At 66.2% G+C, this 17105-nt stretch carries 15 protein-coding genes; 7 read left to right on the top strand and 8 right to left on the bottom strand.

The window, feature by feature from the left end:
- Positions 1-6 precede the first annotated feature (6 nt).
- Entirely contained in the window at positions 7-513 is a 507-nt protein-coding gene (locus VN11_RS04215; protein ID WP_053448893.1) for a hypothetical protein, read from the bottom strand.
- Between the two features lie 220 nt (positions 514-733).
- On the bottom strand, positions 734-1822 hold the full coding sequence (locus VN11_RS04210; RefSeq protein WP_053448892.1) for an OmpA family protein: 1089 nt from the start codon (positions 1820-1822) through the stop codon (positions 734-736).
- A gap of 357 nt (positions 1823-2179) precedes the next feature.
- Between VN11_RS04210 and VN11_RS04205 the strand changes: the two genes are divergently transcribed.
- From VN11_RS04205 to VN11_RS04185, 5 genes are all read left to right on the top strand, one after another.
- On the top strand, positions 2180-3199 hold the full coding sequence (locus VN11_RS04205; protein WP_053448891.1) for a zinc-binding alcohol dehydrogenase family protein: 1020 nt from the start codon (positions 2180-2182) through the stop codon (positions 3197-3199).
- 110 nt (positions 3200-3309) lie between these two features.
- Complete coding sequence (locus VN11_RS04200) at positions 3310-3942, top strand: YczE/YyaS/YitT family protein (protein ID WP_053448890.1); 633 nt, start codon at positions 3310-3312, stop codon at positions 3940-3942.
- Between the two features lie 379 nt (positions 3943-4321).
- Positions 4322-6352 (top strand): NADPH-dependent 2,4-dienoyl-CoA reductase, encoded by a 2031-nt coding sequence (locus tag VN11_RS04195; protein ID WP_053448889.1) that lies wholly within the window; start codon positions 4322-4324, stop codon positions 6350-6352.
- A gap of 296 nt (positions 6353-6648) precedes the next feature.
- Positions 6649-7107, top strand: a complete 459-nt coding sequence (locus tag VN11_RS04190) for a cell wall hydrolase (protein ID WP_004154513.1) — start codon at positions 6649-6651, stop codon at positions 7105-7107.
- Positions 7108-7191: 84 nt separating this feature from the next.
- Positions 7192-7803 carry a glutathione S-transferase N-terminal domain-containing protein gene (locus VN11_RS04185; protein ID WP_004154511.1) on the top strand — a complete coding sequence of 204 codons (612 nt, stop codon included), beginning with the start codon at positions 7192-7194 and terminating at the stop codon, positions 7801-7803.
- Positions 7804-7869: 66 nt separating this feature from the next.
- On the opposite strand, the gene VN11_RS04180 is transcribed toward VN11_RS04185, so the two are convergent.
- From VN11_RS04180 to VN11_RS04155, 6 genes are all read right to left on the bottom strand, one after another.
- On the bottom strand, positions 7870-8925 hold the full coding sequence (locus VN11_RS04180) for a suppressor of fused domain protein (protein WP_053448888.1): 1056 nt from the start codon (positions 8923-8925) through the stop codon (positions 7870-7872).
- A gap of 46 nt (positions 8926-8971) precedes the next feature.
- A complete protein-coding gene (locus VN11_RS04175) occupies positions 8972-9475 on the bottom strand; it encodes a hypothetical protein (protein WP_053448887.1) in 504 nt (167 codons plus the stop codon).
- A 222-nt stretch (positions 9476-9697) separates the two neighbouring features.
- On the bottom strand, positions 9698-11578 hold the full coding sequence (prpE, locus tag VN11_RS04170) for a propionate--CoA ligase (RefSeq protein ID WP_053448886.1): 1881 nt from the start codon (positions 11576-11578) through the stop codon (positions 9698-9700).
- 629 nt (positions 11579-12207) lie between these two features.
- Positions 12208-12822, bottom strand: coding sequence for an RluA family pseudouridine synthase (locus VN11_RS04165; RefSeq protein ID WP_053448885.1), 615 nt, complete (start codon positions 12820-12822; stop codon positions 12208-12210).
- Positions 12823-12907: 85 nt separating this feature from the next.
- Positions 12908-13894, bottom strand: a complete 987-nt coding sequence (locus VN11_RS04160) for a malate dehydrogenase (protein WP_004153634.1) — start codon at positions 13892-13894, stop codon at positions 12908-12910.
- 118 nt (positions 13895-14012) lie between these two features.
- Positions 14013-14504, bottom strand: coding sequence for a peptidylprolyl isomerase (locus tag VN11_RS04155; RefSeq protein ID WP_004153629.1), 492 nt, complete (start codon positions 14502-14504; stop codon positions 14013-14015).
- Between the two features lie 272 nt (positions 14505-14776).
- Here VN11_RS04155 and typA point away from each other — a divergent pair, with 272 nt between their 5' ends.
- Both typA and VN11_RS04145 read left to right on the top strand, forming a co-directional pair.
- Positions 14777-16624 (top strand): translational GTPase TypA, encoded by a 1848-nt coding sequence (gene typA / locus VN11_RS04150; protein WP_049456418.1) that lies wholly within the window; start codon positions 14777-14779, stop codon positions 16622-16624.
- A gap of 11 nt (positions 16625-16635) precedes the next feature.
- On the top strand, positions 16636-17103 hold the full coding sequence (locus VN11_RS04145) for a DUF2127 domain-containing protein (RefSeq protein ID WP_005415426.1): 468 nt from the start codon (positions 16636-16638) through the stop codon (positions 17101-17103).
- Positions 17104-17105 lie beyond the last annotated feature (2 nt).

Below are 17105 nucleotides of genomic sequence, written 5' to 3'. Positions count from 1 at the left end.
CGGCGCTTACTTCTTGTCGACCGGCTTGGTCTCAGCCGGTGCTTCGGCCGCAGCCGGGGTCGCGGCCGGAGCCGGACGCGCCTTGACCACGCGCACGCCGCGCGCCTTCATCCAGGCGTCGAATTCTTCGGCGGTCATGCGCTTGCCGTTCTGGCTCATGTCGAAGCGCCACGGCGTGTTGTCGAACTCGGTCTGCGGCTTGTAGGCGGCCGGATCGTTCGGCTTCACCGCCGGCGCGCTCGGAATGGCCTTGGCGATGTTCTGGCAGCCATCGATGCGCAGTCGCTGCAGCACCTGGTCCAGCGACTGCGACGGATCGTAGTTGCCGCTCAGCACGCCGGCGGGCATACCCAGCTGGTTGCCGCGGATGTACAGCTCATCGGCCACCGGCGCGATGGTCGTGGCCGGCAACGGCAGCGGCGCGGCGCTGGTGTTGACCGAGCAATCGACCGCAGCGTGGGCGGCGGGAACCAGGGCCAGTGCCAGGACGGCGGCCGATGCAGAGCGCAGCATGAGGGACATCCACGGAAGGAAGTGACGCGGCGAGTTTAGCAATGCCACGTCATCTTTCAAGCGCCACTTTCAATGAATACGGCAACCCATTGGTTTTACGAACAAAATACCGACGAACGGTCGCGTCATACCGTTGGAAACGCCGAATTCCGGGCCGCAGAAACAACAAGACCCGGCCGAAGCCGGGTCCTGCTGTGTCTTACTGGCAGAGCGTCAGAACTTAGTTCTGGACGTTCAGCTCGGTACGACGGTTCTTGGCGCGACCTTCCGGGTTGTCCGAACCATCCGGGTTGGTGTTCGGAGCAATCGGACGGCTCTCGCCGTAGCCGATCGGGCCGACCAGGCGACCGGCGTCAACGCCGTTCTTGGTCAGGTAGTTGTACACGGCGGTGGCGCGACGCTCCGACAGCTTCTGGTTGTAAGCGTCGGTACCCTTCGAGTCGGTGTGACCGGCAACTTCAACGCGCAGATCCGGGTAACGCTTCAGGATCTCGGTGGCTTCGCTCAGGATCGCCACGGCGTCCGGACGCAGGTTCGACTTGTCGAAGTCGAAGTTGACGCCCTTCAGGTCGATGGAGACCGGCACCGGGCAACCGTCCGGACCGATGGTCTGACCCGGCTGCGAGTTCGGGCACTTGTCGTCGCAGTTGTTGACGCCGTCACCGTCGTCATCCAGGTCGGCGCAGCTCGGGGCAACCGGAGCCGGAGCCGGAGCAGCCGCGACCGGAGCCGGGCCCAGCGGGATCACGACGCCGACCGAAGCCAGCACGTCGCCGAACCAGCTTTCGTCGCGTGCAGCGATGCTCTGGTCGTCGAAGTCAGCGCGGTAGGCCACTTCGGCGCGCACGGCAACGCGCTTCTCGAAGGTGGTCTGCAGGCCGACGCCGACCTTGGCGGCGAGGTTGCCGTCCTTGCGCTTACCCGGGCCAGCGGCGCTCAGCGGGTAGGTCTCTTCCGACTTCTGGTAGCCCAGGCCACCCAGGATGTACGGGTTCCAGCCACGGCCTTCCTTGATGAAGTGGCGACGCATGTCCAGCGAGACGCCGTACTGCGACCAGTTCTGGTCCTTGTTCGAATCGAAGTTCGGGTTCTGATAGTTCAGCTCACCGTCCAGCGACCAGTTCGGGCTGATGAACTTACCCAGGCCCAGGGTCACGAACGGAGCGTCATTGGTCAGACGGTCGTTGTCCTGGAAGTTGAAGCCGGCCGAACCGGTCAGGTACCAGCGGTCATCGAACTCCTGCGCCGACGCAGCCTGGGCGAAAGCCAGACCACCCAGCAGCGCGGCAGTAAGGATCTTCTTGTTCATTGAGTACAGCTCCTATTTCGGGGGTATGAAACCGGTAGAGGCATGGGCCAGCACTAGTGCGTCGATGTTCGACAGCCGATTCAGCACGCCACCGCCGCGAACATTATGCTCAGGCGGGTGAAGGTCATGTTAACAGTCCCGTAACATGTGAAATATCGCGCCCGACCCTCCACCGGTCCGACGTTGAAACCCTATACAGGATGATGAAAATCCGCAAGACCCGCGCGCTGCAAGGGTTTGACGAGGTTTAAGTGGCAAAAACGACATGCTGCCCAACCCGGTGCTCGACAGCCTTCAGCGCACTTGCGGAAAGGTGAGGAACCTTATGATGGGACCACGAACCCAGCCGGAGCCGAGATGAAAGCCGTCGCCCTGAGTCGTGAATCCGCCCCTTCCCTGTGCGATGTCCGCCTGCCACCACCGCTGCCTCCGAGTGGCCGCGATCTGCTGGTCCGGGTCGAAGCGGTCTCGGTCAACCCTGTCGACAGCAAGCAGCGTGCCGCCACCGATCCGGCCACGCTCGCAACGCCCCGTGTACTCGGCTGGGATGCCGCCGGCGTGGTCGAGGCGATCGGTGACGAGGTCAGCCTGTTCGCCTCCGGTGACGAGGTCTACTACGCAGGCGATGTCACTCGCCCGGGCTGCAACGCCCAGTACCAGTGGGTGGATGAACGCCTGGTCGCACGCAAGCCGACCACGCTGGATTTCGCCGAAGCCGCGGCCCTGCCACTGACCACGCTCACCGCCTGGGAGTTGCTGTTCCAGCGCATGCCACTGCAGTTGGATGACCGCCGTCATGCCGGCCAGCACCTGCTGGTGATCGGCGGCGCAGGCGGCGTCGGCTCGATGGCGATCCAGCTGGCCCGCCACGCAGGCTTCGAGGTGATCGCCACGGCGTCCCGCGAAACCTCGGTTGACTGGTGCCGGCAGATGGGCGCCCAGCATGTGATCGACCATCGGCATGCGCTGCTCCCGCAGTTGCAGGCGCTGGGCATCGATGCGGTACAGGTCGCGCTCAACCTGGCCGACACCGACCACTACTGGGATGAGCTGGGCCAGCTGCTGGCACCGCAGGGCCATGTCGGCCTGATCGTCGAACCGCGCGGCGCGCTGCGCATCGGCGATCCCTACAAGGCCAAGTGCATCGGCATCCACTGGGAATTCATGTTCGCGCGCTCGCGCTTCGGCACTGCCGACCGCATCGAACAGCACCGGATTCTCAGCCGCGCGGCCAGCATGATCGACGCCGGCCAGCTGCGCGGCACCCTCGGCGAAACGCTGGGCAGGATAAATGCAGCCAACCTGGACAGCGCGCATCAACGCCTGGCCAGCGGCCGCACGGTGGGCAAGCTGGCGCTGGCAGGCTGGGACGACTGACGCCGGCGCGGCGCATCCACCTGTGCGGTCGGATTGGCCGTCATCTGTATCTATGGAAGCGGCTGAATCGAGCTTACGGTGGAAACAGATCCTCCACCCCGAGCCCCGTCATGCCCACCGCCCTGCCCCTGCGCCTGCTGCAACTGATTGTCGGCCTGTTCCTGTACGGCTTCGGCGCCTCATTGATGATCCGTGCCGCGATCGGAGTCGCGCCATGGGACGTGCTGTCACAGGGTATCGCCGCACAGACCCCACTTTCGTTTGGCCTCGCCACCAACGTGATCGGTGCTCTGGTGCTGCTGCTGTGGTGGCCACTGCGGCAGAAGCCGGGCGTCGGCACCGTGCTCAACGTGCTGCTGATCGGCCCGTCCGCGCAGTTCGGGCTGTGGCTGCTGCCGCCTGCCGTCGGCCTCGGCTGGCAGCTGGCGATGTTCTGCGCCGGCATGCTGCTGGTCGCCCTGGCCACCGGCCTGTACATCGGCGCCAAGCTCGGCCCGGGCCCGCGCGATGGCCTGATGACCGGCCTGCACGCCCGCACCGGCTGGCCGATCTGGAAGGTGCGCAGCCTGATCGAGGGCAGCGTGCTGCTGCTGGGCTGGTGGCTGGGCGGCAACGTCGGCCTCGGCACCCTGGCCTTCGCCCTGCTGATCGGTCCGCTGTGCGGAGTAACGCTGGGCTGGTTCGGCATCGGCCGGCCCGCCCCGGTCGTGCCGACCGCTGGCCGGCAACCGCAATCGCCCTGAGCTGATCGGGATGCCGGCCAGCGGCCGGCACTACCGCCCCCGGAGTTCGGGGGCAGCGCCGCAGGCGCGGGGGCGTGGAGGCCGATAAGTGGGGCCCGCGGTTCGCGCAGCGAATTGCGGGAGCGACAGCACGCATGTGCCGAGCGTACCCGGCCAGCGGCCGGCACTACCGCCCCCGGAGTTCGGGGGCAGCGCCGCAGGCGCGGGGGCGTGGAGGCCGATAAGTGGGGCCCGCGGTTCGCGCAGCGAATTGCGGGAGCGACAGCACGCATGTGCCGAGCGTTCCCGGCCAGCGGCCGGCACGACCCAGCGAAGCAACCCTTGCCCCGGCCGCCGTTTCGCGGCACGCTGCGCGCTTCCGTACGCAAGCGTATCGACCATGTCGCCAGCCAACGAAAGCGCCTATCCCCACCTGTTCACCCCGCTGGACCTGGGCTTCACCCAGCTGCGCAACCGCGTACTGATGGGTTCGATGCACACCGGCCTGGAGGATCGCGCGCGCGACTTCCCGCGGCTGGCGGCCTACTTCGCCGAACGCGCCGAAGGCGGCGTCGGGCTGATCGTCACCGGTGGTTTCGCACCGAACGTGGTCGGCTGGCTGAAGCCGTTCGGCGGCAAGCTGTCCTGGCCCTGGGAGGTGCGCCCGCATCGGCAGCTCACCGCCGCCGCGCACCAGCACGGCGCGAAGATCTGCCTGCAGCTGCTGCACGCCGGCCGTTATGCCTACCACCCGTTGTCGGTGGCACCGTCGAAGCTGAAGGCACCGATCAACCCGTTCACGCCGCGCGCGCTGTCGGCCAGCGGCGTCGAACGGCATATCAGCGACTACGCGCGCAGCGCGAAGCTGGCCCGCGAGGCCGGCTACGACGGCGTGGAAGTGATGGGCTCGGAGGGCTACCTCATCAACGAGTTCATCGCGCCGCGCACCAACACGCGCAGTGACCGCTGGGGCGGCGACGCCAGCCAGCGCATGCGCTTCGCGGTGGAGATCGTGCGCCGCATCCGTGAAGCCTGCGGTCCGGACTTCATCATCATCTACCGCCTGTCGCTGGTGGATCTGGTCGAGGACGGCAGCAACTGGCAGGAGATCGTGCAGCAGGCACAGGCCATCGAGGCCGCAGGCGCGACGATCATCAATTCCGGCATCGGCTGGCATGAAGCGCGCATTCCAACCATTGCCACTTCGGTGCCGCGTGCGGCCTTTGCCGGCGTCACCGCCAAGCTCAAGCCGCACGTGACGCTGCCGCTGGTGGCCACCAACCGCATCAACATGCCCGAAGTGGCCGAACGCATCCTGGCCGATGGCGGTGCGGACATGGTGTCGCTGGCGCGCCCACTGCTGGCCGACCCGCACTGGGCCAACAAGGCCCGCGCCGGCCGCGCCGAGGCGATCAACACCTGCATCGCCTGCAACCAGGCCTGCCTGGACCACGTGTTCGAGAACAAGCTGGCCAGCTGCCTGGTCAACCCGCGTGCGGCCCACGAGACCGAGCTGGTCTACCGCCCGACCACCACGCCGAAGAAGGTGGCCGTGGTCGGTGCTGGCCCGGCCGGGCTGGCCTGTGCCACCGTCGCCGCCGAACGCGGCCATCAGGTCACCCTGTTCGATGCCCACGAGGAGATCGGCGGCCAGTTCAACGTGGCCAAGCGTATTCCGGGCAAGGAAGAGTTCTACGAGACCCTGCGCTACTTCCGGCACAAACTGACCGAAACCGGGGTGCAGCTGCGCCTGGGCACCCGTGCCGACGCTGCGCAGCTGGCCGGCTTCGACGAGGTGGTGCTGGCCACCGGCATCACCCCGCGCAAGGTCGACTTCCCCGGTGCCGACCACGCCAAGGTGGTCAGCTACCTGGACGTGCTGCTGGGCCGGGTCGAGGTAGGTGCCAACGCGGCGATCATCGGCGCCGGCGGCATCGGCTTCGATGTCGGCGAGTTCCTCAGCCACGCCGGTGAATCGCCGTCGCTGGACCCGCAGCGCTGGATGGCCGAGTGGGGCGTGGATGCCACCTTCGAGGCCCGCGGCGCGTTGGCCCGGCCGCAGCCCGAGGCCTCGCCACGCCGCCTCTGGCTGCTGCAGCGGAGCGCCGGCAAACCGGGGGCGCGGCTGGGCAAGACCACCGGCTGGATCCACCGCGCCACGTTGAAAGCCAAGGGCGTACGCATGCTGGGTGGCGTCGAGTACCTCGGCGTGGACGACGAGGGCCTGCGCATCCGCGTCGAAGGCAGCGAGCAGCTGCTGCCGGTCGACCATGTGGTGATCTGCGCCGGGCAGGAGCCGAACCGCGCACTGCAGGCCGAACTGCAGGCCGCCGGCATCAGCGCACAGCTGATTGGCGGCGCCGACGTGGCCGCCGAATTGGATGCGAAACGGGCCATCGACCAGGGCAGCCGGGTTGCCGCCGCGCTCTGATGCGTGCCTGAATGGGGGGCGGAATGTGATTTTCGTCACCCCTGCCGAACCTGAATGTCAAGCCGGATGATTCATGATGCGTTCGGCTATACCCCCCTACCTTGCGCCATCTTTCCGCTCACCAGCCAGTTTCCGGTGAGCCGGCGCGGCCCCCTCGATCGGTATTGATCGTTTCTTTTGGGGCCGCCCACGGGGCGGCCCCGATGGCCGCCTCCCCATGACGCCAAGTCGTACCCCGGCCCGCAGCCCCCGCTGCGGGAACCGAGAGGTGCGGCCCATACGGAGCAAGGAGTTATATGAAACTGGCCTGGATTCTCTGGCTGTCGCAGTTGTTGCCGCAGCCGGCCGCTGATTCATTGTGTTTGAGCACCACCGTGTACCTGGAAGCCCGCGACCAGACCCTGCGCGGCCAGCAGGCCGTCGCCGAGGTCGCCCTGCGCCGCCTCGACAGTGGCCTGTGGGGCGACTCGATGTGCCAGGTGGTCACCGCGCGCAAGCAGTTCGCGCCGACCATCGTCTCCCCCGGCACCCAGCTGGGCAATGACGCCGCGTGGAGCGAGGCGATGAACGTCGCTTTCGACGCAGAGCGCAACTGGGCGCTGCCGGCCGGCGAGCGCCGCGAGATCGTGCCCGGTGCCAGCCACTTCGCCGCGCTGTCGATCGCCAGCCCGAACTGGCGCAACGCCTACCAGGTGGCCACCATCGGCGATCACACCTTCTATAAGGTGCAGAACCTCAAGCCACGGCAGTCGTAACGATCCGTGCTGGCGGCAGCGTTGCCGCCCGCCGGCAGGCTCTGGGATAGTGGGCGCTTCCCGCCCGCATCACCTGGAGTTCCCATGAAGCTGTACAGCAAGCCCGGTGCCTGTTCCACCGCCGACCACATCGCCCTGCAGTGGACCGGCCAGCCGTTCGAGGTTGAACTGCTGAACAAGGACACCCTGAAGGGTCCGGAATTCCTCAAGATCAATCCGGCCGGTGCGGTACCCGCGCTGGTCGACGGCGACTTCGTGCTGCTGCAGAACGCCGCCATCATGGGCTATATCGCCGACAGCTACCCGCAGGCCGGCCTCGGTGGTGACGGCAGCCCGCGCCAGCGCGCCGAAGCCACCCGCTGGCTGGCCTTCGTCAATTCGGACGTGCATCCGGCCTTCTCGCCGCTGTTCGCACCGGGCAAGTTCATCGCCGACGAAAGCCAGTTCGACGCCATCCGCGCCGCTGCACACAAGCGCCTGCGTGGCCTGTTCGAAACCGCTGACAAGCAGCTGGCAGACAAGCCGTGGCTGGCCGGTTTCCGCAGTTACGCCGATCCGTACTTCTACATCACCCTGCGCTGGGCCGCTGGCACCAAGGTCGACCTGTCCGGCCTGGACAACCTGGCCGCCTACAAGGCGCGCATGGACGCCGACGCCGGCGTGCAGGCCGCACTGAAGGCAGAGGGCCTGGCCTGACCCTGTATGAGGGTGGAGCCGCTCGCGATGCGAGCGGCTCCGAACTGACTCGAGGGGAACGGGATCTCAGCCGATCTGGCGGATCACCTCGCCCTTGGCATCGCGCAGGTAGGTCGGCACCACTTCAATGCGCAGCGCGCCTGCCAGCGGATAGATCCCGCGTTCGGCACGCACGCTCGCCAACGCCTGCAATCCGGCCGCATCCAGCGCCCAGCGCGCGCTGTCGGCAGACACCTCGCTGGCTTCGCCGCCCCCGGCCGCAATGAACTCCCACTGCCGTTCGCGGCTGACCAGTTCCAGCGATTTGCCATGGCGCAGGCGCAGCGGCAGCAGTTCGCACACGCTGGCGACCTGGCCGGCGCCCAGCACCAGGGTGGTGATGCCGGCCTCCTGTCGCCAATCAAGCGTTTCGATGAACAGCATGCCGGTGCTGGAGCCCTCGCGCTCGCTGCCGGCCTGCACCTGCGCGGCCAGCGCCGGATCGTCCAGCAGATTGCCGCGCTGCAGGTCACTGATCCACAGCGGCATCGCCGGCTGCAGCGCCTGCAGCACGCCGCGCGTGGACCAGCGCTTGACCGCCTCCATCTCTTCATCGGTCAAGCCGACCAGCTGCAGGAACTGCAGGTGGCCGTTGGTGGTATCACGTGCCGGCAACTGCGGATCGGCAATGAAGGCCAGGTGGCACAGCCGGGTGCCGGTCTCCAGCGCGATCGGACCGTTGGCGTTGAGGTGGTGGCCATCCTCGAACACGTTGCCGCTGCCGAACACATAGCGCGCCAGGTTCTGCAGCAGGTTCATCGGCCACGCCGGCGGCGTGCTGCCTGCGCTCTCACCGTCTACGGCCGCCAGGCGGAAGGTGAGCTCGAACCCGTAGCCACTGGCGTCGGCATCACTGCTCTCTTTGGCGTACAGCTCGGAGAAACCGTAGGTGATGTAGTGCCAGTGCGGCACCGGCGCATCCGCCCAGTACACACTGATGCCATCCAGCGGATCCTGCCCGCCCAGCGTATACGGCAGCGCAGTGCCGTAATGACGCGGTTCCTGGCCTGCATACAACTGCGCCAGCGCGGCGTTGATCGCGTCCCAGCCCGGGGTATCGGTGTCGTCGTGGTCGTCCTGCACGCGGGACTCCTTGTGGGGAAGTGAACCGGTCACTTTACGCGGTGGTTCAGGCCTGTACGACCTCATTGCCACCATTCACCAAGGCCGCCTGCGTTTCCTGCCACCAGCGCTGCGCCAACGCCGGGCTGCGCGCCTTGCCCACTGCGGCCAGCAGTTCCGGGCACAGGCGTTCCAGCGCCAGCGCATCGGTGCAACGCTCGATCTTCAACTGGATGAAGTAGCCCTTCAGGCCGAGATGGCGACGCACCGCTTCGCTCATCGCGTCGTACAGCTGCTGGTACAACGCCGGGTCCTGTTCGCGGCCTGTGCTGATCGCACGCGTCGGCACAGCGTCGGCACTGCCACCGATGGCTTCGATCAGGCCCTGCGCGACCAGTTGTTCCAGTGCATCCGGTGGTGCGCGCAGCCCTTCGAACAAGCCACGCAGTTCGTTGTCATCGCGATGGCCATCGACCATCAACAGGATCGAACGCAGTGCCGCCGGCAGGCGCCGGCCGCGGTCTTCGATTTCCTGACGGCCAGCGGCCGTCTTGGCGTGCAGCAATGCCATGCATCCCCCCCAATCCTCGATGCGCAAAGCCAGCGCGCCCGTGCCGGGCACACCCCCTGGTTGCCACCGTCGGAGCCTGCGCAGCTTCCCCGAAGCGCAGGCTCTGTTGCAGACCGATGACAGGGCGAGCTTAGCGCAAGTCCTGGCAGACTTGGGTAGTGCCGGCCGCTGGCCGGCAATCCTGCATGCCGAGGTTGCCGGCCAGCGGCCGGCACTACCGGGTCAGCGCCCCAGCGCCCGGCGGATCTCCTCCAGCGCGCCGGGGTCGTCCAGCGTCGACAGGTCGCCGGGATCGCGCTGCTCGGCGAGCGCCTGCAATGAGCGCCGCAGCAGCTTGCCGGAGCGGGTCTTGGGCAATGCGTTGACCACGTGCACGTGCGCCGGGCGCGCCACCGCGCCCAGCGAAGTGGTCACCGTCGCCATCATCTCGGCCACCACCGGCGCCGGATCCTCGCCGCCAAGGCCCTGTTTCAGGGTGACGAACACCAGCGGCACCTGCCCCTTCAGTTCATCCTTGACCCCGATCACGGCCGCCTCGGCCACGCGCGGATGACTGGAGATGGCCTCCTCGATCTCGCGCGTGCCCAAGCGATGCCCGGCCACGTTGATCACATCGTCGGTGCGACCAAGGATGAAGGTGTAGCCATCGTCATCACGGATGGCCCAGTCCAGCGAGCTGTACAGCAGTTCCTTGAAGTGGCTGAAGTAGCTCTGCAGGAAACGGCCGTCGTCGTTCCATACCGTGCTCATGCAGCCCGGCGGCAACGGCGGGGTGACCACCAGCACGCCCTTCTGCCCCGCAGCGACTTCCTCGCCGGTGTTCTCGTCGATCACCTTCATGCGGTAGCCGAGGTTGGGGAAGCCCGGCGAACCGAAGCGCACCGGCTTCATGTCCAGCCCCGGCAACAGCGTCAGCGCCGGCCAACCGGTTTCGGTCTGCCAGTAGTTGTCGATGATCGGCTTGCCCAGTGCATCGCTGATCCAGTGCGCGGTCGGTTCGTCCAGCGGCTCACCGGCCAGGAACAGGTACTTCAGCGCACGCAGATCGTGGCGATGGATGAAGTCTGCATCGTGCTTCTTCAGCACGCGGATGGCGGTGGGCGAGGAGAACATCGTGCGCACGTTGTACTGCTCACACAGCGCCCACCAGATGCCCGGGTCCGGGTTGGTCGGCAATCCTTCGTACAACAGCGAGGTGCAGCCGCCGATCAGCGGGCCGTACACGTTGTAGGAATGGCCTACCGCCCAACCGACATCGGAGGTGGAGAACATCACCTGGCCCGGCTTGCAGTCGAACACGGTCTCCATCGACTGCGCCATCGCCACCGCGTAGCCGCCGACATCGCGCTGTACGCCTTTCGGCTTGCCGGTGGTACCGGAGGTATACAGCAGGTAGCTCGGCTCACTGGACTCCAGCCACTGCACCGGCACATCGACCTCACCGATCTGCGCGCGCAGCGTGGCGTACTCCACATCGCGGCCCGGCACCCTCGGTTCGGCGGCGTCCAGCCCGCGCGAGACGATCAGCACGTGCGGTGGCGGTGCACTGGCCTCGGCGCAGGCCGCATCGACCATCGCCTTGTACGGAATCAGCTTGCCACCGCGCATGCCGGCATCAGCGGCAATCAGCAGTTTCGGTTTCGCATCGTCGATGCGCAGCGCCAGGTTATGCGCTGCAAAGCCGCCGAACACCACCGAGTGCACCGCACCGATGCGCGCGCAGGCGAGCATCGCGAACACGGCTTCGGCCATGTTCGGCATGTAGATCACCACGCGGTCACCATGACCGACGCCGAGGTGCCTGAGTACGGCAGCGAAGTCATTCACCTCGCGATACAGCTGGCGATAGGTGATCTCGCGGGTGCTGTTGGTTTCGGTGGAAATGGCCACCAGCGCGAGCTGGTCGGCGCGCTCGGCCAGGTGCCGATCGACGGCGTTGTAGCAGAGATTGGTTTCGCCGCCGACGAACCAGCGCCGGAACGGCGGGTTGCTGTAATCGAGCACCTGCTGCGGCGGTTTGTGCCAATGGATGCGCTTGGCTTCTTCGCCCCAGAAGGCCTCCGGCTCGTCGATCGAGCGACGGTAGGTTTCCTCGTAGTTCATGACGCAGCCCTCCCAGACAAAGTCATGGCTTCGAGGATAGTCCGGCGCTGCCGCGCGGGCCGCCCTACCTTGGTAGGGGGTGGGTTTTGTCCTGCAGGGCTTGCAGCCCTGCACCCGCAGAATCAACGTCAACGTCAAAAGCGGGCTATCCGCGGGTTGGCGGGGCGGTGTCGGAGTGCGGGGACGCCGTGAACCCATCCCTGGGGGCTTGGCAGCCGCATCCATGCGGCTGACACCCCGCACTCCGACACCGCCCCACCTCTGACAGTTTTCCGCGGCTGTTGGTAACTGCGGCCGTGGTTCCGCGCGGCTGTTGGTAGGTGTCGACCTTGGTCGACACATCTGTCAGATATCGAATGATTCATCCACGCATGGCGTGGATCTACCGTGTCGACCAAGGTCGACACCTACCAGAGCAGAATGCCGTTCCGACAGATCGCGGAAAACTGTCGAAGGCGGGGTGGGCCCGGTTGAGGGGGCGTGAGCCGCATGGATGCGGCGACCGAGCTTACATGGACGTACTTGCAGCGTCCCCCTCAACCGGGCCCACCCCGCCATCCCCCAGTAACCCAGCTTTTGACGTTGACGTTGATTCTGCAGGTGCAGGGCTGCAAGCCCTGCCGCCCCACCTAGAACGGCGTCGCGGACTCGAACGCGAGTGCTTCGCCTGTCACCGGATGGGTGAACCGCAGGCTGCTCGCATGCAGATGCACCCGCTGCGCAGGCGCGGCGTCATACAGCACGTCACCCACGATGGGATGGCCAATGCTGGCCATGTGCAGCCGCAACTGGTGGCTGCGACCGGTGACCGGTTCCAACTCCATGCGGGTGCGCTGCGCATCAACATCACGTGCCAGCACGCGCCAGCGCGTCAGCGCCGGCTTGCCGCGTTCGTGATCGACCATCTGCTTCGGCCGGTTCGGCCAGTCCACGATCAACGGCAGGTCCACTTCGCCGGCCTCGCCTTCGAGCAGCCCCTGCACCACCGCTTCATACCGCTTGCTGACCTGGCGCTGCTCGAACTGCATCGACAACGCCGCCTGCATCTCCTTGCCACGCGCATGCAGCAGCAGGCCGGAGGTCACCTGGTCCAACCGGTGCACGGTCAATGCATCCGGGTACAGCGCCTGCAGGCGCGCGACCACGCAGTCCTGGTTCTCGGCGCTGCGGCCGGGCACGGACAGCAGGCCGGCCGGCTTCTCGGCCACCAGCAGCGCGTCATCGAAGTAGTGCAGGTGGATCATGGGGTTCCGTATCCGTCCAAACAAAAACGGGGAAGCCGAAGCTTCCCCGTCTTCTGCGTACCGACCGGAGCCGGTACCGCCTGCATCAGCCCAGCAGGTGGGCGACGCCGGCGCGCTCTTCTTCCAGCTCGGCCAGGGTCTTGTCGATGTACTTCTGGCTGAAGTCGTCGATCGGCAGATCCTTCACCAGGGTGTACTTGCCGTTCTCGGTGGTCACCGCGAAGCCGAAGATCACGCCTTCCGGAATGCCGTAGGAGCCATCGGACGGCACGCCCATGGTGACCCACTTGCCGTTGCTGCCCAGCACCCAGTCACGCACGTGGTCGATGGCAGCGTTGGCGGCCGAAGCAGCCGAGGACGAGCCGCGGGCTTCGATGATCGCCGCGCCGCGCTTGCCGACGGTCGGGATGAAGGTGTTGGCGTTCCACTCCTGGTCGTTGATCGCATCGGCGATCGACGCACCATCGGCGGTGGCGAAACGGTAGTCCGGGTACATGGTCGGGCTGTGGTTGCCCCACACCACCAGCTTCTCCATGCCACCGACCGGCTTGCCGAGCTTGGTCGACAGCTGGCTCAGCGCGCGGTTGTGGTCCAGGCGCAGCATGGCGGTGAAGTTTTCCGGCTTCAGGTCCGGGGCCGACTTCATGGCGATGTAGGCATTGGTGTTGGCCGGGTTGCCGACCACCAGCACCTTCACGTCACGGCTGGCCACCTTGTTCAGCGCCGCGCCCTGGGCGGTGAAGATCTTGGCGTTTTCCAGCAGCAGGTCCTTGCGCTCCATGCCCGGGCCGCGCGGACGCGCGCCGACCAGCAGGGCGATGTCGGCGTCCTTGAACGCGACTTCGGCGTCGTCGGTGCCGACCATGCCGGCCAGCAGCGGGAACGCGCAGTCTTCCAGTTCCATCATCACGCCCTTCAGGGCGGCCTGGGCCTTGTCGACCGGCAGTTCCAGCAGCTGCAGGATGACCGGCTGGTCCTTGCCCAGCATTTCGCCGGAGGCGATGCGGAACAGCAGGGCATAACCGATCTGGCCGGCGGCGCCGGTCACGGCAACACGAACGGGTGCTTTCATGGGGGTTTCCTCTTGCTTGCAAGCGTTTGATGGGACGCCGCGGGCGTGGCCACGCAGGCCTGGCGGGCGGCGGGGAACAGGGAAACGGCCACCCATGGGTGGCCGTTTCGAAGGGGGATCAGGCGGCGAGGTGCTTGTTCCACTCCGCCACGCGCTCGGCCTGGGCGGCCAGCACGGCGTCGACGTCGCCTTCCAGGGTGATCGAATGGATCACGTCGCCCTGCTTGACCGAATCGACGATGGCCTGGCCTTCCAGGACCTTGCCGAACACGGTGTGGCGGCCGTCCAGCCAATCGGTCTTGATATGGGTGATGAAGAACTGGCTGCCGTTGGTGTTCGGGCCGGCGTTGGCCATCGACAGCGAGCCGACCTCGTGCTTCACGCCGTTCTTCTCGTCTTCGAACTTGTAGCCCGGGCCACCGGTGCCACGACCCTGCGGGCAGCCGCCCTGGATCATGAAGTCGGCGATCACGCGGTGGAAGATCAGGCCGTCATAGAAACCGTGCTTGACCAGGTTCACGAAGTTGGCCACGGTCAGCGGCGCCTTGTCGGCGAACAGCTCGACCTTGATCGGGCCCTGGGTGGTGTCGAAAGTGGCGATGAGGGACATGAAGATCCTTGATGCAGAGGGGAACGCGTCTAGCCACCTAGTTTACACCTGCCTCGTGGCGGCGGCGGCTTCGACCATGGGCGCAGATCCCGGCTTCAGCCGCCGGATGGGCAGCCCAGCCACCGGCGCCAGGCAGCCTCGACCGCAGCGGCGGGACCCAGCTGAATGGGCCCCATGACCGGCGTGAAATCCACCTTTTCGCGAATCGTCAAGTTCGACGTATAATGTTGGACTTCTTTTTCCAAATCCGGCGCCGACTGGCCCCCTTTCGTATGTCCATCGAAAATCTTCGCAACATCGCCATCGTCGCCCACGTCGACCATGGCAAGACCACCCTGGTCGACCAGCTGCTGAAGCAGTCCGGCACCCTGTCCGAGCGCACCGTCCTCGCCGAGCGCGTGATGGACAGCAACGACCAGGAAAAGGAACGCGGCATCACCATCCTGGCCAAGAACACCGCCATCACCTGGGAAGACAAGAAGACCGGCATCAAGAACCGGATCAACATCGTCGACACCCCCGGCCACGCCGACTTCGGTGGTGAGGTCGAGCGCGTGCTGTCGATGGTCGACACCGTGCTGATCCTGGTCGACGCGATGGACGGCCCGATGCCGCAGACCCGCTTCGTGACCCAGAAGGCCTTCGCGATGGGCTTCAAGCCGATCGTGGTGGTCAACAAGGTCGACCGCCCGGGCTCGCGTCCGGAGTGGGTGATCGACCAGGTCTTCGACCTGTTCGACAAGCTCGGCGCCACCAATGAGCAGCTGGACTTCCCGATCGTCTACGCCTCGGCCCTGAACGGCTATGCCGGCCTGGAAGACACCGTGCGCGACGGCGACATGACCCCGCTGTACGAAGCCATCATGCAGCACGCGCCGAAGCCGGAAGTCGATCCGGAAGGCGCCTTCCAGATGCGCATCAGCCAGCTGGACTACAACAACTTCGTGGGCGTGATCGGCATCGGCCGCATCCAGCGCGGCACCCTGAAGAAGAACATGCAGGTCGCGGTGATCGACCGCGAAGGCAAGAAGCGCAACGGCAAGGTCGCGCAGGTGCTGGGCTTCCTGGGCCTGGAGCGCATCGAGCAGGACACCGCCGAAGCCGGTGACATCGTCGCCATCTCCGGTATTCCGGAGCTGACCATCTCCGACACCCTGTGCCACCCGGACACCCCGGAAGCGCTGCCGGCACTGACCGTCGACGAGCCGACCATCTCGATGACCTTCCAGGTCAACAACTCGCCGTTCGCCGGCAACAAGGACCTGTCCGGTGGCAAGTTCCTGACCAGCCGCCAGATCAAGGACCGCCTGGACCGTGAAAAGGTCCACAACGTGGCCCTGAAGGTCGAACAGCTGGAAGACGCCGACAAGTTCCTGGTCTCCGGCCGTGGCGAACTGCACCTGTCGGTGCTGATCGAGAACATGCGTCGCGAAGGCTACGAGCTGGCCGTGTCGCGCCCGGAAGTGATCATCAAGGAAATCGACGGCCAGATGATGGAGCCGATCGAGCAGCTGGTGGTGGACATCGAAGAAATCCACCAGGGCGGCGTGATGGAAAAGCTGGGCACCCGCAAGGGCCAGCTGAAGAACATGGAGCCGGACGGCAAGGGCCGCGTGCGCCTGGAATACTCGATCCCGGCCCGTGGCCTGATCGGTTTCCAGAACGAGTTCAAGACCCTGACCCAGGGTTCGGGCCTGCTGTTCCACGTGTTCGACCATTACGGTCCGAAGGAACAGGGCGCGATTGCCAAGCGCATCAACGGCGTGATGATCGCCAATGCGCCGGGCACCACGCCGGCCTACTCGCTGGGCCCGCTGCAGGAACGCGGCAAGCTGTTCGCTGCTGAAGGCGACAACGTGTATGAAGGTCAGCTGGTCGGCATCCACTCCAAGGACAACGACCTGACCGTCAACGCGATCAAGACCAAGCCGCTGACCAACATGCGCGCTTCGGGCAAGGACGATGCGATCCAGCTGACCCCGGCGATCAAGTACTCGCTGGAACAGGCCCTGGACTTCATCGAAGACGACGAGCTGGTCGAGATCACCCCGAAGGAGATCCGCCTGCGCAAGAAGTTCCTGACCGAAAGCGACCGCAAGAAGGCTTCGCGCGGCGGCTGAGCCAGCACCCCGTGAACCAGAGCGGCTACAACCCGGATCCGCACCGGCATCCGGGTCTCCACGTCATCGCCCTGCTCGAAGCGAGCAAGGCGATGCTGGCGCTGTTGGCCGCCACCGGGCTGGAAGTGCTCGGACCGCAGCCGCTGCGGCACGGCATCATGGTCCTGATCCGGCGTTTCAGCCTGGATCCGGACCATGGCACCCTGCCCTCGCTGCTGCACATGATCAGCCCCGACGCGGTGCACCTGGCCGCGGCGGGGATGATCGGCTACGGCCTGCTGCACCTGGTCGAAGCCTGGGGACTGTGGCGGGCAAAGGCCTGGGCCTCCTGGCTGGGCTGCCTGACCGCCTCCCTGTACCTGCCCTTCGACATCTTCGCGATCATCCGGCACCCGGGTTGGCCGTCGTGGACGATCCTGGCGATCAACCTGATCGTGGTCTACGTCCTCGCCCGCGACCTGCGCAAGCGCCATCGCTGAGC

Source organism: Stenotrophomonas maltophilia, from assembly GCF_001274595.1.
GTDB lineage: Bacteria > Pseudomonadota > Gammaproteobacteria > Xanthomonadales > Xanthomonadaceae > Stenotrophomonas > Stenotrophomonas forensis.
The sequence above is the reverse complement of the archived record's forward strand: the minus strand, read 5'-3'. Positions and strand labels throughout refer to the sequence as shown.